At 58.6% G+C, this 22,424-nt stretch carries 18 protein-coding genes; 5 read left to right on the plus strand and 13 right to left on the minus strand.

What is annotated here, in order from left to right:
- The coding region (locus VKV29_RS13355; RefSeq protein ID WP_324201809.1) for a M55 family metallopeptidase at nucleotides 1–385 on the plus strand (385 nt) is incomplete at its 5' end.
- Between the two features lie 34 nt (nucleotides 386–419).
- On the opposite strand, the gene VKV29_RS13360 is transcribed toward VKV29_RS13355, so the two are convergent.
- Both VKV29_RS13360 and VKV29_RS13365 read right to left on the minus strand, forming a co-directional pair.
- A complete protein-coding gene (locus tag VKV29_RS13360; RefSeq protein ID WP_324201810.1) occupies nucleotides 420–1,175 on the minus strand; it encodes a RibD family protein in 756 nt (251 codons plus the stop codon).
- Nucleotides 1,176–1,191: 16 nt separating this feature from the next.
- Nucleotides 1,192–2,397 (minus strand): amidohydrolase, encoded by a 1,206-nt coding sequence (locus VKV29_RS13365; RefSeq protein ID WP_324201811.1) that lies wholly within the window; start codon nucleotides 2,395–2,397, stop codon nucleotides 1,192–1,194.
- 826 nt (nucleotides 2,398–3,223) lie between these two features.
- On the opposite strand from VKV29_RS13365, the gene VKV29_RS13370 reads away from it, so the two are divergent.
- Nucleotides 3,224–4,375, plus strand: a complete 1,152-nt coding sequence (locus VKV29_RS13370) for a Spy/CpxP family protein refolding chaperone (RefSeq protein WP_324201812.1) — start codon at nucleotides 3,224–3,226, stop codon at nucleotides 4,373–4,375.
- 587 nt (nucleotides 4,376–4,962) lie between these two features.
- Here VKV29_RS13370 and VKV29_RS13375 read toward each other — a convergent pair.
- The 8 genes from VKV29_RS13375 to VKV29_RS13410 form a co-directional block, all read right to left on the minus strand.
- On the minus strand, nucleotides 4,963–5,694 hold the full coding sequence (locus VKV29_RS13375; RefSeq protein ID WP_324201813.1) for a gamma-glutamyl-gamma-aminobutyrate hydrolase family protein: 732 nt from the start codon (nucleotides 5,692–5,694) through the stop codon (nucleotides 4,963–4,965).
- Complete coding sequence (gene lgt, locus VKV29_RS13380; protein WP_324201814.1) at nucleotides 5,691–6,653, minus strand: prolipoprotein diacylglyceryl transferase; 963 nt, start codon at nucleotides 6,651–6,653, stop codon at nucleotides 5,691–5,693. The genes VKV29_RS13375 and lgt overlap by 4 nt, the downstream gene beginning before the upstream one ends.
- A 5-nt stretch (nucleotides 6,654–6,658) precedes the next feature.
- The gene (lspA, locus tag VKV29_RS13385; RefSeq protein WP_324201815.1) at nucleotides 6,659–7,255 is read right to left on the minus strand and encodes a signal peptidase II; all 597 of its coding nucleotides are present in this window, start codon (nucleotides 7,253–7,255) and stop codon (nucleotides 6,659–6,661) included.
- Between the two features lie 459 nt (nucleotides 7,256–7,714).
- A complete protein-coding gene (locus VKV29_RS13390; RefSeq protein WP_324201816.1) occupies nucleotides 7,715–8,881 on the minus strand; it encodes a Gfo/Idh/MocA family protein in 1,167 nt (388 codons plus the stop codon).
- Between the two features lie 24 nt (nucleotides 8,882–8,905).
- Nucleotides 8,906–9,967, minus strand: coding sequence for an ABC transporter permease (locus VKV29_RS13395; protein WP_324201817.1), 1,062 nt, complete (start codon nucleotides 9,965–9,967; stop codon nucleotides 8,906–8,908).
- 9 nt (nucleotides 9,968–9,976) lie between these two features.
- Nucleotides 9,977–11,023, minus strand: coding sequence for a substrate-binding domain-containing protein (locus VKV29_RS13400; RefSeq protein ID WP_324201818.1), 1,047 nt, complete (start codon nucleotides 11,021–11,023; stop codon nucleotides 9,977–9,979).
- A gap of 381 nt (nucleotides 11,024–11,404) precedes the next feature.
- The gene (locus tag VKV29_RS13405; protein WP_324201819.1) at nucleotides 11,405–11,836 is read right to left on the minus strand and encodes a gluconate 2-dehydrogenase subunit 3 family protein; all 432 of its coding nucleotides are present in this window, start codon (nucleotides 11,834–11,836) and stop codon (nucleotides 11,405–11,407) included.
- Nucleotides 11,837–11,854: 18 nt separating this feature from the next.
- Nucleotides 11,855–12,766: an aldo/keto reductase gene (locus VKV29_RS13410; protein WP_324201820.1), complete on the minus strand. Its 912-nt coding sequence runs from the start codon at nucleotides 12,764–12,766 to the stop codon at nucleotides 11,855–11,857.
- Between the two features lie 672 nt (nucleotides 12,767–13,438).
- Between VKV29_RS13410 and VKV29_RS13415 the strand changes: the two genes are divergently transcribed.
- The 3 genes from VKV29_RS13415 to VKV29_RS13425 all read left to right on the plus strand — a co-directional run bounded on the left by VKV29_RS13415 (nucleotide 13,439) and on the right by VKV29_RS13425 (nucleotide 18,538).
- Nucleotides 13,439–15,091 (plus strand): GNAT family N-acetyltransferase, encoded by a 1,653-nt coding sequence (locus tag VKV29_RS13415; RefSeq protein WP_324201821.1) that lies wholly within the window; start codon nucleotides 13,439–13,441, stop codon nucleotides 15,089–15,091.
- 747 nt (nucleotides 15,092–15,838) lie between these two features.
- Nucleotides 15,839–17,479, plus strand: a complete 1,641-nt coding sequence (locus tag VKV29_RS13420) for a GMC family oxidoreductase (RefSeq protein ID WP_324201822.1) — start codon at nucleotides 15,839–15,841, stop codon at nucleotides 17,477–17,479.
- Nucleotides 17,480–17,482: 3 nt separating this feature from the next.
- Complete coding sequence (locus VKV29_RS13425) at nucleotides 17,483–18,538, plus strand: M42 family metallopeptidase (protein ID WP_324201823.1); 1,056 nt, start codon at nucleotides 17,483–17,485, stop codon at nucleotides 18,536–18,538.
- A 371-nt stretch (nucleotides 18,539–18,909) separates the two neighbouring features.
- Here VKV29_RS13425 and VKV29_RS13430 read toward each other — a convergent pair whose 3' ends face one another.
- The 3 genes from VKV29_RS13430 to VKV29_RS13440 all read right to left on the minus strand — a co-directional run bounded on the left by VKV29_RS13430 (nucleotide 18,910) and on the right by VKV29_RS13440 (nucleotide 22,364).
- A complete protein-coding gene (locus VKV29_RS13430; protein ID WP_324201824.1) occupies nucleotides 18,910–19,947 on the minus strand; it encodes a Stp1/IreP family PP2C-type Ser/Thr phosphatase in 1,038 nt (345 codons plus the stop codon).
- A 65-nt stretch (nucleotides 19,948–20,012) separates the two neighbouring features.
- A complete protein-coding gene (locus tag VKV29_RS13435; RefSeq protein WP_324201825.1) occupies nucleotides 20,013–21,020 on the minus strand; it encodes an FHA domain-containing protein in 1,008 nt (335 codons plus the stop codon).
- Nucleotides 21,021–21,035: 15 nt separating this feature from the next.
- Complete coding sequence (locus VKV29_RS13440; protein ID WP_324201826.1) at nucleotides 21,036–22,364, minus strand: vWA domain-containing protein; 1,329 nt, start codon at nucleotides 22,362–22,364, stop codon at nucleotides 21,036–21,038.
- Between the last annotated feature and the right edge of the window lie 60 nt (nucleotides 22,365–22,424).

Genomic DNA, 22,424 nt, shown 5'->3' on the forward strand with positions numbered 1-22,424 from the left:
CCACGAGATTGGTGAGATCGCCATTGATGCAGCCATCGCCGGCCTATGGGGTGTGCCTGTGGCGCTTGTGAGCGGAGATGATCGCACGGCAGAAGAAGCCCGTGCTCTACTGCCCTGCCACACGGTGGTCGTTAAGGAGGCTACCAGCGAAGAAGGCGCCATCCTTCGCCCTCGCGCGGAAGTGCTTCAGGCCATCGAAGAGCAGTCGCGCCGTGTTGTCGAGCGTCTTTCTAAAAAGAGAGCGTCCTTCCCGCCTTTGGAGCTATCTCCGCCCTTCCACCTCCGTGTGGAAAAAACGCAGCATTCAACCGGCCAGACAAACGTCCAAGAGTTTCATCATCACGATCTGCGTGCCCTGTTTCAACAGGCCTTAGGGGAGGGCTAGAACTTGTGAGCTAGGTCGCAGCGGCACGTAAGCCCTAGGCGCCTTCCGTTTGCCAGGAGACAGGCGTGTGCTCTAGCCGATAACGCAGGTAAAGCTCATCCCCATCCCTATACAGAGAAAGCAGGTGAGCACGGAGATAGCAATCGGGCGGAAAGCCCACACCGCCGACCGGTGTTGGAAGATGCTCCCCGCCTTTCAGCTTTGGCGCGAGGGTGAGAAACAGCTCGTCCACCAAACCTTCACGTAGGAGCGCATCGTTCAACAGGCCACCGCCCTCACAAAGCAGATAGCGAACGTTCTGTTCCTGCCGCATATGCCGAAAGGCCTCTGCAAAACGCACCTCCTCCTCCCCACACAGCAGCAGCGTAGCCACCGACCGCAGGTGGGCTTGCACAGCGGAAGGCAGGCTTCGAGGGGCGATTACAAAGGTTTGCTCCGGTGCGGTCTCAAAGAAGCGATTTTCGAGGGGGAGATCGCCGGTACGTGTAACCACATAGCGTGGAAGTTCCGGAGGATAGATGACGGGGCCGGCCCGCAGGGTGCCACTGCCGATGATAACGGCATCGGCCGTGCGTTGTAGGCGCCGAAAAAGCAACTGATCGGTTGGCCCTCCGACCCCCTTCGCCGGGCCGTGAGGCTTTCCAACCACGATCTTGCCGTCGAGTGTAGAGGCTATGTTTAGGTAGACATAAGGACGATGGTCTGGCGGCGGGGGAAAGGCGACATGCACATAAAGCTGATCGAGCGGTGGTGGGCACTCTGTGAGATCGAGAAGACGTTCTAAAGTCATTGCCTAACGATAGTCCTTAAGCACCGATGGGCGCATTTTGGAGATAGCGAATAGCGAGGTGGCAGAACATGCCGATGCCATAGGGCAAGGGGGCATCGCCGAAATCGTAGGTGGGGGTGTGCAGGGGAGTGACCTGCTTTCCCACCCCAAGGCGAAACATGGCACCGGGAGCGTGCTGCAGATAGATGGCGAAATCTTCCGCTCCCATAGAGGGCGCCTCGAGAGGGATGACGTTTTGCGGGCCTAGCAGCTCCTGCCCGACCTCTTCCATTAAACCCACGATGGCCGGGTGGTTGTTGGTAACCGGTGTGCCGAAATCGTAGTTGAAATGATAGTTGGCCCGCAAGGCACGACATATGCCGGCCACAAGGCGCTCGATGCGCTCCGGCATCGTTTTACGAAGGTCTGGGTTGAGGCAGCGCACGGTTCCTTTCAGCGTGGCTTTGCCGGGAATGACGTTATAGGCAGTGCCTGCATGAAACTGGGCGACGGTCACCACCACCGGTTCAATGGGGTTGATCTCGCGCGAAGCCAACGTTTGCAGCGCCAGGGTGACCTGTGCTCCTATAACGATGGGGTCAACGGCACTATGCGGCATGGCCGCGTGAGCGCCTTGCCCCTCTATCACGATATCGAAGGTATCGGCGGAGGCCATCATGGGGCCGGAGCGCACCCCTATCTGCCCTACCTCCAGCCCAGGCCAGCCGTGGAGGGCGGCGATCGCATCTACCCCCTCCATCGCGCCATCGGCACACATTCTCTCGGCTCCGCCGGCGACCTCCTCCGCCGGCTGAAAGATAAATCGGACGGTTCCGCGCAGTAGGGGGCGCAGAGCGGAAAGCACCATCGCCGTGCCTAAAAGAGTGGCCGTATGGCCATCATGACCGCAGGCGTGCATCACCCCATCGCGACAAGAGCGATAGGGCACCATGTTCTCTTCTTGAATGGGCAGGGCATCCATATCGGCTCGAAGTGCAAAGGTTGGGCCGTTGGCCGCCTCTTCGGCGGTGCCCCTTAAAGAGCCTATCACCCCCAAACCACCCACCCCCTCGCGCACTTCATCCAAAGGGAGGCGCCGCAGCGTTTGAGCAACCAACCGGGAGGTCTCTTTTTCTTGATAGCTCAGCTCAGGGTTTTGATGGAGATGATGGCGCAGCCGGATTACCTCCGGCAACACCCTTTCGATCTGCTCCTGCACGGCTCGATGTATCGCCTCTAGCATTCCTCGACCTCCCCACTGCAAACACACTGGGAATAGGATACCTCACAAGCACGCCGAGCCAACCAGGTGCAAACGCGCCGTCCAACCCCCACCCCCCGCCCCTCCCCCCATTGGGGAGAGGGGCACCTCGCGGTGGGCGTCCTAGCGGACGGCACCTCAGCGGCCTGTGTCGTTTCCTTCACCGCCTATCTCGCTGGCCGCTGCATCGCCGTCTGCTTCTACAGCCCCTCACCCTAACCCTCTCCCCATCGGGGAGAGGGGAGACTAATAAGCTTACTAGCAGTTTCCTGTGATAACCTTCCCTTCGGAAACTAACCACAATCGCCCCCTTTCTCCCGAATCGGGGGAAAGGCCGGGATAGGGGGCGAGCAAGGGAGGCTTGCTTGGTTAGCTGCCTCTAGAGCCGCGAGATTGGCAGCCCCATCCCTACAAGCCCCCACCCCCACTCCCCTCCCCCAATTTGGGAGAGGGGCACCTCGCGGTGGGCGTCCTAGCGGACGGCACCTCAGCGGCCGGTGTCGTTTCCTTCATCGCCTATCTCGCTGGCCGCTGCATCGCCGTCTGCAAGACCGCTGCATTGCCGTCTGCAAGACGGAAAGGAAGGGATAGGGAGCGAGCAAGGCAGACTTGCTTTGTTAACTGCCTCTAGAACCGTGAGATCGGCAACTCCTTCCGCGATGAGGAAGAGGAAGCGCAGAGCGCTTTTTTCTATCCCTGAATGGAGGCCATGCAATTACCGAAAACTTTTTCGCATCCGAGTCGTCTAATAAAGTAGAAACGCATCTTCTAGCCTAGAAGCGCTATAAGCTGCGGAGGGAGAGACGAAATGAAAAGAGCGGAGTGCCTACTTACCACTACCCTCCTAGGAATCGGGCTCGCTTTTGGTATGCCCGGGGTGAAGGCGCAAAAGATCATACCGCCGCCCAATGGAAATAAAAATTCCTATGTCTACACACCGGCGCCTTTCAACGGCTATTGGACGCCGACTACGGGTTTCTTCTTGCCGTGGTCTATGCCTTTCGGAGGCTACTACAACTATCCAAACTACTACTTCCAAGGCTACCCCAACCAGGGCTATGGCAGACAAAGAGGAAACTTTCAGGGTCGCAACTTCGGGCCGCAAGCTCAAGCGGGCTTTGCACTGTTTCAAAATGTGATGAGCCGGCTGCCGCAGCAAGGGCCGCTTTTCCTCGACCCCACACGTTCCAATGAGGCCCTACTATTGCGACGTGACGACGTGCGCCATGAGCTGCTGCTGAGCGGCGATCAACAGAACCAGTTGAACCAGCTCATCATAGGTGCTCAGCGCGATACGTTCACCCAGGTAGCCGATGCATGGCGGCAAAACATCGAACAGAATCGGCAGAACCTTCGTGACATGACCCCAGAAGAGCGACGAACCTTCTTCCAACAGCAGGGGCAGCAGATGGAGACCACGATAGCCAAAATAACCGATCAGGAGGATGCGAAGCTTGAGGCCGTTTTGAACGACTGGCAGAAGAACCGCCTGCATCAGCTCGACCTCCAATGGAGAACTGCGATGGCGCTGTCGGACGACAAGGTGGCCGATAAGCTGAACCTTACGCCTGACCAACGCACGGCCATTAAAAAGATCGCCAACGATTTCCGACAACTGCAGCGGCGAACGCTGATGGGCCTCTTCCAACCCGAAAACACGAATACAAATACGGCAGAGGCCAACCAAGCTGTGCCTGGGCAACAGCCTGCCCCAGGGCCTCAAGGGCCGCCGCGTTTTGACCCGGCTCAGTTACAGCTGATCATGGCCACACTGCCCGATCGGGCCAGGCAAGCCGAAGCCAAGATGTATAAGGCACGCACCGAATACGGTAACAAGGCGTTCGCCGTTCTCACCCCCGAACAACGTGCGCAGTGGCAAAGCCTGTTGGGCAAACCCTTCTACTTCAACCCGAACACGCTGGACGATGTGGCCCTCGCCCAACAGCAGCAGCCACAATGATATAGCCTGTTGACCTTACCTTGTACTGTCTTTTCTATGTAGGCCCATCAGCCCCTCTCCCATTCGGGAGAGGGGCTGATGGGCGTCCTCGCGGACGGCGCCTTTGCGGCCAGCACAGTTTCCCTCAAGGGTACCCCCTACAGCCCCACCCCTACCCTCCCCCTACAGGGGGAGGGAGAACAGCAAGCCCATTGGCAGTTTTCTTTGGTTAGCTTCCCTTCGGGAACTAGCCACACCCGCCTCCTTTCTCCCGAATCGGGGGAAAGGCCGGGATAGGGGGCGAGCAAGATAGGCTTGTTTTACAAACTGCCTCTAGAACCGTGAGATTGGCAGCCTCACCTCTACAAGCCCCCACCTCCCCGCTCTTCAAGCCCCACTCCCCGCCCCTCCCCCCAATTTGGGAGAGGGGCACCTCGCGGTGGGCGTCCTAGCGGACGGCACCTCAGCGGCCAGAAGGGTTGTCTTAATCGCCTATTTTACTGGCCGCTGCTGCGCCGTCTGCAAGACGAAAGGATGGGATAGGGGCGGACAAGAGAGGCTTGCTTTGTGAATTGCCTCTAGAACCGTGAGATTGCCTTTAAAGCCCCTTACAATGCGGCGAGAAAGGCTTCAAACAGGCGTTTGGAACGTGGGTCGTGTGCGGCAGCAGTCTCTTCCGGGTGGAACTGCACGGCCAGGACGAAGCGGTGCCGCTCCGATTCAAGCCCCTCGATGACGCCATCGGGTGCGCGGGCCACCACCTTTAGGCCAGGCGCCACGTCGCGCACCGCCTGATGGTGCAGCGAGTTTACCTGCATCTCCGTGCAGCCCACAATGGAAGCAAGGCGGCTACCCGGCTCGATGGTTATAGAGTGGCAGAAATCGCTACGTGTGTAGCCCAAATCGGTCTGCCGATGATGAATTTCAGAGGGAAATTCGCTCGGCAGGTCTTGATACAGTGTGCCTCCCAAGGCCACATTCAGAACCTGAATGCCGCGACAGATGCCGAAGATGGGTAGGTTCCGTTCTATGGCCTTCCGAACGAGCGGAATCTCGGTGGCGTCGCGCATAGGTTGCACTTCGCCAAGCTTTTCATGGGGGGCTTGCCCGTAATAGGCAGGGTCAATATCGGCCCCACCTGTTAGCAACAGCCCATCTATGATGTCGAGATAGCCCCTCCATGTTTCTTCCGAAGGGGTGCAAAGGCTGGGAAGCACTACCGGAATGCCGCCGGCCTCTTTGATGGCGCGAACATAGGCATCATTAAGAACATGACGGAGGCCCGATGTCCCAGACGCCTCCATTGTTCCACAGGTCATTCCAACGACTTTGCGGCTCATGAAGGCTTCTCCTTTACGGAAGTATTGACCAGAGAAGGAGATGTTTCCGACTGCGATGCGGCGGCCACCGGCTCCCTTAGGTCGGCGCCATCGCCTTCTGCAGGAAAGTCTGCATGCGAAGGTACTGTGGCGACATCGGGGGGCAGCTCGGTATCGCTGTAGGCCGGGCGTCGGCGTCGCAGGGAGAACACACCCCATAACCCGATAAGAACCATAAAGATGCTTACGATGTGGGTATCGGTAATGTGCAACGATGGGATGCGATAGGTGGATGTGGCGCCGGCACGAAGGAACTCCACGGCAAACCGGTAGGCACCATACATGGCGATGTAGGCCCAGAACAGCTCTCCATCACGACGCGGGCGCTTTTGCCAGCGGGTGAGCCACCAAAAGAACCCCAGATTGAGAATGGTTGCATAGAGCTGAATAGGGTGGCTTGGCGGGGTAAGCTGGCCGGGATGGTCTTCATCGGCAAAGCGAATGCCCCAAGGCAGGGAGGTGGGTGCGCCATAGCAGCATCCGTTCAGCAAGCAGCCGATGCGCCCGATGGCGTAGCCCAATGGCCAGGCCGTGGCCCCGATGTCGGCCACGGCATAGAATGAGAGCTTGCGACTTCGACATATCCAAAGCAGGGTGAGTATGGCAAACAGCATCGCCCCATGAATGGAAAGGCCACCCATCCAGATGCGAAATATATCCAGTGGATGCGCGGCATAGTCGCCCCAATCAAGCAAAACGAACACCAGACGGGCCCCAATGATGGAGAAGATCACGCCGAAAAAGGCGACATCGAATATGACATCCGGGTGAATTCGGCGTGGAGAGCCAACGGGGCAAACGCGCATGCGGTAGTCACATAGGCGCATGGCGTAACGCGTCGCCAGCAGCACCCCCAGCATAATCAGCACGCCATAGGAGTGAACTGCGTAATGGCCAATATGAAACAGAATCGGGTGCATGGAGTCTACTCGGTCTGCATCGGTTCGGAGCAAGGGGCTTCTGCCGGTTCGACAGCAGGAGGAGTATGGGGATGGGCCTTCTCGTTCCAAAGCGACACAAAGAAATGGATTATCAGTAGGGTAATGCCTAATGTGATGGCCGAATCGGCGATGTTGAAGATGGGCCATTGGATGATGCGCACATCGAAGAAGTCCACCACATAGCCTAGGCTCAGGCGATCGGTGAGGTTACCCAGCGCGCCACCCAGCGCGAGCGCGAAGGAGGTGCCCACCAGCAGATCGACATGGAGCATGCGATGGTAAGCATAGAGCAAGGTAATGGCCGCCACGATGGCAAAAACGATGAAGAGCGGGTTGCCACGTGGCAACAGGCCCCAGGCACCGCCGGTGTTATGGGTAAGGGTCAGCAGAAACGCACTGCCGAAAATGGGGCGTGAGGGGCCTTCGGGAATAAGATGCGTCTGAACCCAATGCTTACTGAGCTGATCGCTAAAAAATACAATGGAGACAATAAGATAAAAATAGACCGGTCGTAAGGCACGTACCGGATGGGCTTCGGGTTGAACTTGCTCCCTTAGCGGAGCGGTTGCTACTTTTTGCACGCTATCTTCCATACTCACTATTGTACCACGTCCTTTTTGGACTACGGTAGGTAAGGGGAAGCAGGTTCCCGAAGCGATTGGGTTCTCGTACCGATTACCAAGCAAGCTTATCTTGCTCGCCCCCTATCCCGGCCTTTCCCCCGATTCGGGAGAAAGGGGGCGATTGTGGTTAGTTTCCAACAAACAGCCTATCAAAGGAAACCGCCGATGACCTTACTGGTCTCCCCTCTCCCAAATTGGGGGAGGGGAGTGGGGGTGGGGGCTGTAGAAGCAGACGGCGATGCAGCGGCCAGTAAAATAGGCGATTAAGACAACCCTTCTGGCCGCTGAGGTGCCGTCCGCTAGGACGCCCACCGCGAGGTGCCCCTCTCCCTGATTAGGGGGAGGGGGAGGGCGTCGGCCTTGAGGGGCGGGGGGTGGGGGCTTGTAGGAGTGGGGCTGCACAACAACCTGCGAAGCCTAAGGCGGATCGCCCCAGTCGGGCACGGTGAGCACCTCGCCATCGCGTAAGGCGGATTTGTGGGCCATTACGCCTGGGACGGTATAGCGCACCGCCTCCCAAGCATGGATGGCAGGGCGGCGTCCCTCCTCTAAAGCCGATACAAACTCGTGTACCAAGTAGCCATGGGAACCCTCATGGCCTAAATAGGCCTCGGGCACGGAACATCCCGACACGTAGGCGTTCCAGACTTCTGGGGGCAGGGGATCGCGCATCTCCTCCGCCGTGAGAGGCTGCGCCCGCTCTTTTGTAACCCAAACGCCGTTTTCATAGGAGCCATCGGTGCCGTAAATGCGAAAGGTCTCTCGTAAAATGCTGCAGTGACGGTGCTCGCAGATGCGCATGGTGGCACCGTTGCTCATTTTAAACAGGGCGGTTACGTTGCTGAAAGGGGTTAGTCCCTCTTGGAAGTAGGGATCGGTAGATGGCGTGCCCCAAGCGCTTACTTTAACGGCATGAGCGCGCATCACGCAGATGGGGCCGGAGGTGGAGTGTGTGGGATAGTGCATCGGGCTATCTTGGGCGCCTTGTTGGCGATATTTCTCTAACTGCTCCTGCCACTCCTTGCCGGCCTGGCTTGCCAAACGATGGGCCATAACCACCCGAAGATCGCAGCCGAGGCTATCGAAGCTGTGAAGATATTCGCCTTCCGCATAGATAAACGCGCCGAACGCTCCCATTGCCGCCTGACGCCTGCAGAACATTGCGCCCGGATGAAAGTAGGTGGTCTCTCCAAGCATGTAGCTCATGCCCGTTCGCCGACAGGTGGCGATAAGACGTTCGCACCACTCCAATATCTCATCGCCGTAGGGGATGGAGATGAGCGGCACGGCACTGTAGACGTGCTTCCCCCGCTCCATAGCGAAAATAGCCTGCGGAGCGTGAAGCCAGTGCTGTGTGAAGATCGCAACGGCGTCTACGTCGCTGTTACAAAGCGCCTCAAGGCTTGTGAACCCATCCTCCGGACGAAACTTCTTTTGAAAAAGTGGCTGTTCGGCAAGACGGGCGATGCGATCGGGTTCGCGATCGCAGAGGGCTATCCGCGAAACCGCCGGATGGCAGCAAAAAAGTTCGGCAAATAGGCTGCCAAAGCTGCCTAAGCCCACAACCCCAATGCTCAGCCCCATAAGCCCCACCTCCTTAAAGACCGATTAGCGATACGACGTTTTGCGGGTAACCTGGTCAAGAAGCACCGCCAGCAGGATGAGAACCCCCATAACGACCTGTTGCCAGAAGGAGCTAACGCCATGCAGGTCGAGGCCCATGCCGATGATGCCGATGATGAGCGCCCCGATGACGCTTCCAATAACGGAGCCTTGCCCGCCAAACAAGCTGGTGCCGCCCAACACCACCGCCGCAATGCTGTAAAGCTCAAAGCCCGAACCGGCAGTGGGTTGACCGCTTACCAGTTTGGACATCAGTAAGATGGCCGCAATGCCGGATAGAAGTCCCGATAGCAGGTAGACGATCAGCAGGATTCGTTTCACGTTGATGCCGGAGAGCCGGGTGGCCTCCGGGTTGCCGCCGAGCGCATAGACCTGGCGTCCAAAGCGGGTTTTGCTGAGGATGATGTGGCCGATGACAACCGTAATCAGCGCGACCAAAGCGGAAAGGGGAAGCGGGCCTACATAGCCCATGCCGAGCATGGTGAACTGATGTTCCAGGATGTTGTTGCGCAAAGAGGCGAGCGGGGTGCCGGGCATGGCCGTGCCAACGGGGGAGCCGTTGGTAAGCACTTCGGCCAGGCCTCGCAATATCCACATGGTGGCCAGTGTGGCGATAAAGGGCTGGATGTTGAGGAAGGCGACGAGGAGGCCGTTAAGAAGCCCGATGAGGATGCCGGCAACGGTTCCGGCCAAAACGGCCAGCACCATCACCCCGCTGCCGAAGCGGGCGACGAGGGGCGGGGCCATAAGCACCAAAGCGGTAACGGTGCCCACCAACCCCTGCACAGAGCCAACAGAGAGGTCTATGCCCGCCGTGATGATGACAAACGTCATGCCCACCGAGATGATGACGTTGAGGGAGACCTGCTGTAATAGGTTTTGAAGGGTAGAAACCTGGCGAAAGCTGGGCGTTGTGGCCCAAAGGGCAATAACCAGCAGCACAAAGCCCAGCATAACGCCGGGGTTCACTCCAAAAAAGGCGAGCTTCCAGGTAAGAGAGGAAGGCCTCTGCTCTTCACGCGACTTAGGTACAGAGATGGGCTGCATGGCGATGGCCTATTTTTTGGTGAAGCTGGCTTGGGTTACAAGGCCCGTAGGGATGGCGATTTTGGGGGGCACCGTTCCCCCGTTAAGCACTTTCACAACCGCATCTATGGCGGTTTTACCGATGAGGTGCGGGTACTGTATGGCTTCGGCCTTCAGTTGGCTGCCAGAGGCGATGTAGTTTTGCGCTTCCGGGCCGGCATCAAAACCCACCACCATCACCGTTTTGTTGTTAAGCTGTTGCAGCGCAGAAAGGGCGCCAAGAGCCACCGGATCGTTGATGCCGAAGATCAGATTGATGTGTGGATGTGCCGTGAGGACATCGGTGGCCACGGGCAGCGCGTTTTCGCGTTTGGCGCCGGGAACATCCTGGTCGGCCACGATCTTGATTCCCGGATACTGGGCGATGGCCTGTTTAAAACCTCTTACCCGGTCTTGAACCGAAGTAACCGTAGAGAGATCGAGAATGGCCACCTCCCCTTTTCCGTGCAGCAGGTCCTTTGCGGCGTACTCTCCAACAAGCCTCCCGCCCTGCACGTTATCGGAGGCGATGTAGGAGACGATCTTGCCGCCGTTGCTGGTAATGTCGGCGGTGAAGACGGGGATATGCGCGTTGTTGGCGAGGGCTACCGCGGAGATCACGCCCTGGCTATCCACCGGGCAGAGGATAATGGCATCGTACTTTTGGGCCACGAAGTTCTGCACCTGGTTGATCTGTTTATTCAGGTCTTTATCGCCCGATTCCACCGTCAGTTGCACGCCCTCTTTCGCCGCCTCTTCGCGGAGGCCTTTTTCAAGGGTAATGTAGAAGTCGTCGTCGCGGGTAAGCAGGCTAACCGCGATGCGATAGGGGCGTTTGGCGGGGCCGGAGGGAACGGCGACGGCCGGTTCGGGCGGCTCCGGCAGGTTGAGCGTGTAATGTGCGGATGGAGAGGGGGAGGAGCCGTTGGTGGCCTCCGATGGGTGCGGGGCGGCAGCGGGATTTCTACACCCGGCCAGCCCTAAGGCGAACGCGAGCCAGGCGATGGCTCGAAAAAGCCGAACAGAGGAGCGCATCATGGGTTCTCTCTTCTCGTTGCGAAGAAAATCTCTTACCGAACGGCTTTATAATACCCGTAGAGGGAACCATTTCGTTTTCGGTTGCACTATGGGTAGCCCCCTATCCCTTCCTTTCCGTCCTCGCGGACAGCAATGCAGCGGCCAGGCCCTCTCCCTATAGGGGCGGGGGAGTGGTGCTTGAAGAGCCGATGATACGCCTGTCATTTCTCGTGAGACAAACACCTGTCATTTCGAGCCGAAGGCGAGAAATCTTAAGTTTCCCTTCCCACCCGTTCTGATGGGAAGGGATGGGGCTGCAGAAAGCCGATGCCAAAGCCCCCCTCTCATCCCCCCGCACGCGGGGGGATGCTTTGAACGATTCCTTCCAAGTGGTTGGGCGAACTAGGCTGTTACCTCAAATCCGATCATTTTCCAGGAGATGGCGTCGCGGTTGCCGCCGTTGCCGGGGTCGCTGTAGTAGCCTTCGGCCACGAGGTGATAGAGGCGCTGAAGGAAATGGCCGGGGTGCAGGGGCCAGGTGAGAGCGTGCTGGCCCCTTTCGAGGCGCGTGAGGACATCCTCGCGTTGTTCGGCTGAAAGGTTGGGGAAGGAGGCCCCATGAAGCAACTCGACCTCCTCATTCAGCAGATCGAGGCAGAGCCGATAGGTGGTCAGTTGCCCCCTGAGATCGGTGGAGAAGATTCTTATGAGGTAGCGATCGACGCCGGCCTCGGTGGCGCTTGGGTAGTCGTCGGCAGGAATGACCGTATCGGCCAGCGCACAAAGGGTTTGCCATTGAAGCGCGTTAAACAGGGGCGCAGCATCGTTTGTCATCGCTCTTCCCTCCTGCGGCTACTGGGGCCGCTCGCCCACGGCGTCGAGGCGCCGTTTGGCCTCCTCGTAGACATCGGGCGGCAGAGGGCCTTTTTCCGCAATGGCCACATTTTCTCGCAGATGGTCTGGGTTGAGGGTTCCGACGATGGTGGTGTGGATGTGCGGGTGCGCCAGCAGAAACCGAAGCAGAAAGGCCGTTCGCGATTCGCCCTCCGCGCGCAGCTCGTCGAGTTTGGCGGCCTCGAAGATTTTCCATCGGTCGGGGTTGCCCAAACCGGCGCCCGGCTCTCCGCGCGCCACACCACCCCGATCGATGATGCCGGCCCCCTTTTGTGCAGCCTCCGTAATGACATTCTCATGGGCGCGCTCTAAAGCCGAGTAGGGAATCTGAAAAACATCGAAAACGCCCCACTCGATGTAGGTGCGAATGTGCGGCAACGTGGAGGAGCAACCGATCCATCGTACCTTGCCCTGCTGTTGCATCTCTTTTAAAACGTTGACAAGGTCGCCCTGTTGGCACTGCTCCACGGTGGGGTTATGCAGTTGCATAATGTCTATATAGTCGGTCTTAAGGCGTTGAAGGCTTTCATGTAGGCCTCGAAACAGGTTTTCACGGGTCCACTCGTGGGGCGTATCGTCTGTGTTCTCATCGCGATAGGTCACTTTACAGCCGCACTTGGTGGCGATGTAGAACTCGCTGCGCCGTTTCGAGAGGTATTTGCCTATGAACTCCTCACTGCGGCCGTAGTCGTTTGCGGTATCAATAAAGTTGATGCCCGCATCGAGGACGGCATTTAAGATGGTTTCGGCCTGCTGTTCGGTCACGGGGCGCCCACCCCAGATGCGAGGTCCGCGTATCTCCATGGCGCCATAGCCCAACACCGTAACCTGTAGACCGGTACGGCCCAACGTTCTTTTTGCTAGGGACATAAGTTCTTCTCCGAACGGGTGTTTTTTTGATACTATTCGCCGTCGCCCCGCATTTCCCTGCTTGCGTATCTAAAAGGCCCTATTCCTATGGGGGCTTACATCTCCCTCCTCGCTCAAAGCTAAACAGGGTGCCCAAATAAGTGGAACGCAGCTCTCATCCCTACCCACAAGGGCATGGTTTTCTCGCCGTAACTTATAAAATGTGTGCGTGCAAACCGGCGGCCTTAGTCGCCGGAAATACCCTCTTTTTTAATTTGTTCTAATAGGCTATACTGTTCATACGGATTTCGCCATATAAGAGAAGCTTATGCCTTCAGCAAAATAGGCCCTCTTACTCAAGACGCTTCAGGCAGCCAACGCCGTCGGCAACCTGGCCCGTCTGTCGGGTGTGCCGTACGTGTGGTAGCCTAGAAGAACACCGGTCGCATCTGTCTTGTTCGCGATGGTGTAGAGAAGGCAAATCGTGGTTCTTAGTCGGTTTTTCCTCCATACGTCTTGTAGGTAGGCAGCACTTTTGTTGAGGGGAACGGCATTGGCCTTGACGTGCGTGTCGCCTGCAGTATTTGGGCTAGGGCTATTCGCAACCAGCTTAGGCTGTCTCCGAGGTAGGTGTAAGCTGCTTTAGCGCGCGGCCGCTGACTTCGTGAATTTCGACAAGCATGAGGTGTGTCTATGAAAGAACGTCAGTCTTTGGTTTTCAAATTCGCTTCCGAGGATTGGGAGTTCGAAGCTATTCATAGGCTCAACTACAAAACTTTCGTTGAGGAGATTCCTCAACACGAGCGTTCGCCCTCCCAACGATTGGTGGATAAGTTTCACAGTGAGAACACCTATCTCATTTGCCTGTGTGAGCGAAAACTAGTTGGGATGCTGGCAGTGCGGGGCAAACGCCCGTTCTCTCTTGACCAGAAGCTGCCCAACTTGGACAGTTTCCTGCCTCCGGGCAGGCGTATCTGCGAGGTACGCCTGCTGGCCATTGAGAAGAAATATCGTGGGATGCGCGGCGGTCAAATCCTGGCCGGTCTGCTGGCGCTTCTCTGGCAGCATGGCATCGAAAAGAGCTACGATCTGGCCATCATCTCCGGCACCACCCGACAGCAAAAACTCTATCAGCACCTCGGTTTCGTCCCTTTCGGGCCGCTGGTGGGCTCAGGCGAGGCTTTGTTCCAGCCCATGTATATTTCTCTGGAGACATTCGAGGCGCGGGCCGGCGAGTTTCTGCGCTGTGCCCCAACCCGCTCGTTCCATGCCCCACCCGTGAATTTCCTGCCGGGTCCGGTGGCGGTTCGTCCCGAGGTGCGCCGTGCTTTAGAGCAGTTACCCACGTCACATCGCAGCCCGGTTTTCATAAGCGATTTTTACGCCACGAAGGAGCGCCTGTGTGGATTAACCAGAGCAGCGAAATGCCAGATTCTGATGGGCTCAGGCACGTTAGCCAATGACGCCGTCGGCGGGCAACTGTTTCTGGAAGGTGGCCGCGGCCTCGTGTTGAACAATGGCGAATTCGGAACCCGCTTGGTAGACCATGCCCGGCGATGGAGGCTCGATTTCGAGGTATACGAGGTGCCCTGGAGTGCCCCTTTCAATCTCTGCGAGGTTCGGCGTCGAATCGAAAGCACCTCCAGCCTAATATGGGTCTGGGCTGTTCATTGTGAGACCTCCACAGGCGTTCTCAACGATCTAGAGGCTTTGAAAGCTTTGTGTGCCAAGCTAGGCCTGAAACTGTGCATGGACTGCATCAGCTCCTTAGGTACGGTATATGTAGACCTGAACGGGGTGTACCTCGCTACAGGAACCAGTGGCAAGGGCATGGGCAGTTACCCAGGCTTATGCATGGTGTTCCATCACCACGAACTGCGGCCTGCGCCCGATCGTCTGCCGCGGTATCTCGACCTTGGTTACTACGCTGTACAAAACGGCGTCCCATTTACTTTCAATTCGAACCTCCTATACGCCCTGCGCGCGGCCATTTGGGACGCCGAGTGGGAACGGCGGTTTGCCCAGATAGCCAAAATGGGGGCCGAATTGCGCCGGCGTCTCCGCGAAGCAGGGTTTCAGCTCCTCATCCCCGATTCCGTGGCCGCTCCCGCGGTGGTAACGGTGGTACTGCCACCAGACATCCCGTCTGTGGAGCTGGGTCGTCGCTTGGAAGAAAAAGGTTTCCTGCTTAACTACAACAGCGAATATCTCCAGCGTCGTAATTGGATTCAGATCGCTCTCATGGGTGAGTGCGACTGGGAAGAGGGCATGGCGCTGGTCAACGTGCTCAAGTATGTGGCTTTCCACACTACAGGCGTACGGCGTCCCGGCTTGGCGGTTGAATAATCTCTGCCTCCTATACAAATGGATTCTGGGCTAACGGGCTTTTTTAAGAGCGATGGTGCTGCGCTCAAGGCCGGCGCTCTCCCCCTCAGCGGCCTGTGTCGTTTCCTTCATCGTCTATTTCTCTGGCCGCTGCGTTGCCGTGCGCTAGCACCTCCCGAATCGGGGGAAAGGACGGGATAGGGGGCGAGCAAGACAAGCTCATTCTGCTAACTTGCTCTAGAACCGTGAGATTGTCAGTTGCTGTAGTCCCACCCCCACCCCTCAGAGCTTGTGGGAGTTGAAATTTAAGATTTCTCGCCTTCGGCTCGAAATGACAGGTGTATTATCGGCCCCCACCCCCCCGCCCCTCCCCCTATCAGGGAGAGGGGCACCTCGCGGTGAGCGCCTCAGCGGCCACTACAACACCCATGATCGTCTATCTCGCTGGCCGCTGCATTGCTGTCCGCGAGGACGGAAAGGACGGGATAGGGGGCGAGCAAGACAAGCTCATTCTGCTAACTTGCTCTAGAACCGTGAGATTGTCAGTTGCTGTAGTCCCACCCACTCACCCCTCAGGACGGGTGGGAAGGGAAACTCAAGATTTCTCGCCTTCGGCTCGAAATGACAGGTGTATTATCGACTCGAAATGACAGGTGTTTATCTCGAAAGGACAGGCGTATCATCGGCACTTCAAAGCACACGCTCTTCCCCTTCCTTCAAGCAGGAGCCAACGGAGGCCGAGGTGAATTTATTTATGAGGAAATAGCTATGCCAGATTACGATGCGATAGTGATCGGTGCGGGAGCGGCAGGTGGCATCGTGGCCTGCCTGCTGGCCGAGGCCGGTAAACATGTGCTCCTCCTTGAACGAGGTCCTAACCTCCACATGGAGCAGATTGGGCGCGACCACCTGCGCAATCAACGGCTTTCACAATACGGCCATAACGCCGGGCCTGATAAGGAGGGGCATCCGAGGGTCGCTACAGGGCTGTTTGGGGAACGCATCCTGGTGCGCCCTCATGAGGGAGGCTATCAAAACAATGCGGCCTGCGTGGGCGGGGGAACGCGCGTTTACGGCGCCCAAGCGTGGCGCTTTATGGAGGAAGATTTTCGCATGGCCAGCCTCTACGGTGTGCCCGAAGGCAGCTCGCTGGCCGACTGGCCTCTTTCCTATAACGACCTGGAACCTTACTACGAGCGCGCCGAATGGGAGTTGGGCGTCTGTGGCGATTCGGAAGCCCATGCCCCTCCGGTGCCGCGCCGAAAAAGCTACCCCATGCCGCCGATGCCCCTTACCCGATCTGGCCAGGTTTTGGCGCGTGGGGCGCAAGCCCTAGGGTGGAAAACCTGCACCCCCCCGCTGCTTATCAACAGCGTGCCTTACAACGGAAGGCCGGCCTGCGTGCAGTGCCAACACTGCGTTGGGTTCGACTGTCCCTCCGATTCGAAAAACGGCACGCACAATACCCTGCTGCCCCGTGCCCTGGCCACCGGCCTCTGCACCTTGAAAATCCGCGCCGTGGCCGAACGCATCGAGACGGACGCACGCGGCAACGTGACGGGCGTCGCTTACATCCTGGAGGAGAACGGACGACTGGAGCGCCACACGGCCACCGCCAAATGCGTTGTGTTGTCGGCCGGAGCCGTCGAGTCGGCCCGCCTGCTTCTGCTCTCCGCTTCGCCGCACCACCCAAACGGCCTGGGCAACCGTTACGACCTGGTAGGGCGCAATCTGCAAGGACACTACTATCCGGGAGCGTTGGGGCTTATGGAGGAACCGGTCTACGACGGCATCGGCCCCGGTGTCTGCATCGCCACCTGCCAGTTCAACCATCATAACCCCGAAATCATTGGAGGGGGCATGTTGGCCAACGAGTTCATTAAGCTGCCCATCATCTTTTGGAAAAACGCCCTGCCACCCGACCTCCCTCGCCGTGGGCTGGAGAACAAGCGCTGGATGCGAGAGAACTATCGGCGTACCCTGCATGTGATGGGCCCCGTGCACGAAATTCCGAACCCCAACTGTCGTGTGACCCTCGACCCCGATGTGCGCGACCGTTACGGCCTGCCGGTGGCGCGCTTTGAGGGCGTTGCCCATACCGAAACGGTGCGCACCGCCCACTATATGTGGGGACGCGCTAAAGAGTGGTTGCTGGCCAGCGGGGCCATAAAGGTGTGGGGCGACCCTCCGGGCTATTACCTAAGCGCCGGCCAGCACCAGGCCGGCACCTGCCGCATGGGGCACGACCCGAAAACCTCCGTTACCGACCCGTGGGGGCGCGTGCATGACTTCGATAATCTCTTCGTTATAGATGCCTCACTGCATGTGACTAACGGCGGCTTCAACCCCGTGCTCACCATCATGGCCCTCGCCTATCGCTGCGGGGAGCACCTCGTGAGGAGCTTGTAAACTATGCCCGATACCCAGGCGCTTTCGCTTATTCGCAAGCTGGTCGCCCTCCCCGGCCCGCCGGGGCAAGAAGAGCATGTGCGCCAGTTCTTGAAAGAGCGTCTTACCCAATTCGGCTATCATCCCCAAACCGACTCCAAAGGCAACCTGGTGGTAACATTGCCCGGCGATCCGCAGCGTCCCTCGGTGGTGGTTACCGCCCACATGGACGAGATCGCTCTGATGATAACCCGCATTGAGGAGGATGGCACGCTGAAGGTGGCGCCGTGTGGGGGCATCTATCCGTGGAAATGGGGCGAGGCGCCCATTCATGTGCTGACCCCGCATGGGCCGCTGCCAACGATTCTCTCTTTCGGCTCGGTGCATACCGAGCACGAGGCCAGCGCCGCCCAGCAGGCGCGTAAAGGCCCGCTGGAGTGGGAGAGGGTTTGCCTCTTTACCGGCCTTTCGGCCACAGAACTTGAAGCGCTAGGCGTGCGGCCGGGGCTGCGCGCCGTTTTAGCCCCGTCGCGTCGCACCATTACAGCGTTCGGCGACCACATTGCCGCCTATTTTTTGGACGACCGTGCCGACCTCGCCGTGTGGCTTTTGGCTTTGGAAGCGCTGGCACAACAGCCCCTCCCACAGATCGGCTCGCTCACTTTTTTGGCCACCACATCGGAGGAGGTGGGCGGAGAGGGCGCGCGTTTTTATCTTCAACGCCATCCCGCCGACATCTGCATTGCATTGGAAATCGGCCCCAAAACGCCGGAGGCCAACTTTGCCATCAACGCACAGCCCACCATCTGGGTTCGGGATAGCTACGCGGCCATGGAGGCCGTGGACGGCCAACTGCTTACGGCCTGTTGCCAAACCTTGGGGCAGCAGCCCCACTGGCAGTATCTGTCGCGTGGAGGCAGCGATGCCTCATGCTGTGCGGCCAATGGCCTTGTGGCGCGGCCGGTGACGCTGGGTTTGCCTGTGGAAAACTCGCATGGCTACGAGATCATGCACTGCCAAGCCCCCGATGAGCTGCTTCGGCTGCTTCTGGCCTACCTTCGCGCGGTTGGTGAAGACTAGGTGCTTTGTGCCGCCCACCCCCGGCCCCTCGAGGCGCACGCTCTTCCCCTCAGAACGGGTGGGAGTTGAAACTTAAGATTTCTCGCCTTCGGCTCGAAATGACAGGTGTATCACCGGCCCTACAAGCCCCCACCCCCCCGCCCCTCCCCCAATTTGGGAGAGGGGCACCTCGCGGTGGGCGCCTCAGCGGCCAGTTTTATTCCCTTCATCGCCCATCTCGCTGGCCGCTGCGTTGCTGTCTGCAAGACGAAAGGATGGGATAGGGGGCGAACATGGGAGGCTTGCTTTACTGACTGACTCTAGAACCGTGAGATCGTCAGCCTCTACAGCCCTACTCCCACGTAGCAAGTGACCACCTATGTGTTGGTGGTTTATGACCCTAGCAGAAAACGGCGCCAGAAGGGTGCGGTCGGTTTTGGGGTTCCCTCGAGGCCGCTGGCCTCTAGAGCCGACTCTTTAGAGGTGAGCCGAGGGGATGTAAAAAAGCTCTGAACCTCCTCAAGGCCGACGGTGCTGCGTTCAAGGCCGACGCCCTCCCCCTCACAGCCCACAACGGCCCGAACCGAAAGCACAAACACCGTGATATTATCGCGCCCCCCACGGGCATTGGCCAGTTCAACGAGTTGACGGGTGGCCTCGGAAGGCGCATGGCTTCCCACAATCGTTGCGATCTCCGCGTCTTCCACATGGCCGGTGAGACCGTCGGAACATAGCAGCCAAATATCTCCCTCTTGCACGCTCTCTTCATAGAAATCGGGGAGGACGTTTGGGGTTGCACCAATGGAGCGCGTAATGACATTGCGGAAAGGCGACAGTTCGGCCTCTTCGCGGGTGAGCACGCCCGCCCGCACCTGTTCCTCTACCCAGGAATGATCGACCGTTACCTGCCGAAACTGCCCTTTACGCCACAGATAGGCACGGCTATCGCCTACCTGCACAATAAAAACCCTATCTTCAATAAACACCGCCGCTACCAGGGTGCTCCCCATGCCGTTGCGTTCGGGAATGGCCTGGGCTAGGGCATGGATGTAGTTGTTCGCCTCCAAAATGGCCTCGCGCATGGCCGTATGCGGATCGTCTGCCGGATGGTCATAGTAGGCCGAAAGCAGGCGCTTGAGGGTAAGCTCACTCGCTATCTGGCCGGCCAATGCGCCCCCCATGCCATCTGCGACCGCGTAGAGACATCCGCGCTGCGCAAGAATGGCAGGCTCTTCCGGCTCGTAAAAATCGAACTTATCCTCGTTGTTCTCACGCACTTGCCCCATATCCGTGCGGGCCGCAAACTTGATGAGGGGAAGACAGCGCGGCGCACGCGGCGCGTAGGCACGCCATCCCCGCACCAGCACCTCACGCTCCAGTTTCGCGGTAGGCTCTTGGCCTTCCGGCGATGTAGAATACATTTCAGCCATCGGTAACGGTTTTCACCTCGTAATCTACAGTCTCATATTCTCCCCACACAAGAGCTTACCCGCTTTTATTCTTCGGAGATATTGTCTGCCCCTTCATTTGGGTGCTCTTCTTGAGGCTCCGGCATCCCTTGCGGGGCCTCTTGAGATTGAGGCTGCTCGACCCATTCAAAACGATAGCTTGTCTGCCCGATTTTTACCTCATCTCCAGGTTCCAAACGCTGTGGCTGATTGGGCATCAGCCGCCTGCCGTTGACAAAGGTGCCGTTGGTGCTGCCAACATCGGTAAGCCACGCCTCCCCGTTTTCGACCCGTATCTCCGCATGTGAGCCGGAAACGTAGGCGTCGCCGGTAACGACCAGCTCGTTGGCCGGGCGCCGTCCGATGCGCGAAACCCCGGCAGGCACAGGCAACTCATTGCCCGGCCCCTCCAGCTTTCTGAGCCAGGCCACAGGCGGAGCGGTCTCGACCGGCTGCATCGCAGGGGCAAGCAGCGTGGCCTCGGAGGAGGCTGCTATGGCCACCGTCTTTTCGGCCCCCTCAAGGCTGACGCCCTGCCCCTCGCCTCCACGCACTTCAAGCCGCAGTTGCACATTGCCGAAACGCAGCAGGGTGCCGCCGGTCGCCACGACCGGCTGGTTGGGGCTGAGGCGCACATCGCCCACTTTGGTGCCGTTGGTGCTGCCGAGGTCTTCCACAAACACCTGCCCATTCTCCACGCGAATGCGTGCATGGCTTCGCGATACCGTAGAATCTAACAGCAGCACATCCGTTCCCTGCCGCCCCACCGTGTTCTCTCCCACACGCAAGCGGTGGCGGCGCCCCGTCTCAAGCTCCACAAGCTCTGCAGGGGGCGCCTCTTCCGGCGCCATCTTTAGGCTTTCCGGAACGGTCGCCGATAACAGAAAGCCACATTCGCAGCAATAGCTCTCCAGCACGGGGGTGGTGGTGTGGCACACGGGGCAAACGGTGGTACCACCCAGTTGGGTGCGCAGGGGGTCGGCCTGCGGTGTGGCCAGCAGCGTTTTCTCCGGCCCGGCCGGAGAAGTCATCATGCGGGTAGGTTCATCGCTCATGGTTTGGTGTTCTCCTTATCGTTTGCCCTGTTCGATATCCACAATGGTGCCCATAAGGGTTTTCTCCACATCGCCGCTGCCTCGCTGAAGCGACTGCATGGCCGCATCCAACTGCTGAGCCTTCTCTATTTGGCCTGTTTGCATAAGGATGGTGCGGGTGCGCTGCAGCTCGGAGAGGGCACCCATTGCCGTAAGCTGCTGCGTGCGCATGCCCATAATGGTGCGTTGGAGATTCTGAGAGGCCTGTGCAATTTCGATCTCGTTGTGTACAATGGGGTTAACCCCTTGTGCCAAGAGCGCAGCATCTTTGGTGAACTCAAAAACGCAGTCGGCGCTCGCCTGTCCCGGCCGGTTTGCAAGGAGGTCATCGTAGGTCACCACAACCTTCGCCACGCGGAAAACACCCACCGGATGACGCTCGAACTCCAGTTCGGCCAGCACCGTGCGCGAGGTGCCTCGCTCGATGTCGGGCACGGTCACCTCGACGGTGCGCGGGCCGAAGGAGGGCTGTAGCCCATAGACTTGGCGGAGGTTAACCCATCGCGACAGTTGCAGGCGCACCTGAACGTTGCGGGCCACAACCGACATTACCGTCTCCAGCTCGCGTCGAAACACTTCGGGGATGAGGTCGGGGCGCTGAATGTAGTAGTAGTTGCCACCACTTCGTTTGGCAATACCTGCCAAAAGCTCCTCGTTGTACTCCGGCCCGAAACCCAGCGCCGTAACGGTAATGCCTTTAGCGCGCTGCTCCGCAACCTGCTGCACAATGGTGCTATAGTCTTTAATTCCCACCGTCGGGTCGCCATCGGTAAGCAGTAATACGCGCGTTACATAGCCCTGTGTTTGCGGCAGAACCGAGGCGATCTGCATGAAGGCAGCGACTAACCCATCATACAGGTTCGTGGTATTGCCCGGCTCGATGCGGTGAATATGCTCCTTAATAAGCGCCTTGTTCACCACACGCCGAGCCGGCATCAGCACATCCACATGCTCTTCAAAGGTGACGATGGAGAGAATGTCGTTCGGCTCGAGCATGTCCACCACATAGTCGCACGCCATTTTCACGTAATCTAGCGGGGGCCCCTCCATGCTGCCGGAGCGATCAATGCAGAGACACACGTTGATGGGGGCGCGCCGCCCGAGCTGTTGCCCTGTGGCCTTAAGCACCACGAGCGCGTGCTCGCGGGAGATGTCGCCGGCGAGGGCATAGCGATTGCCCGGCATGCACTCCACTTCCAGGGTTTGGAGTGCGGTTCCCATCTGTGTTGGCGCCACTCCCATTTGCGTGGGCATGGCGCCCATCTGCGTGGGTGATGCGCCTATAATCTGAGTGCGATCTTCCATGTTCCTGCCTCTTTTCTCACGGCTTTAAAAGCCGGTGCAACGTGTTTTCGGTGTAACTCT

The organism is Chthonomonas sp., assembly GCF_035294165.1.
Taxonomy (GTDB): Bacteria; Armatimonadota; Chthonomonadetes; order Chthonomonadales; family Chthonomonadaceae; genus Chthonomonas.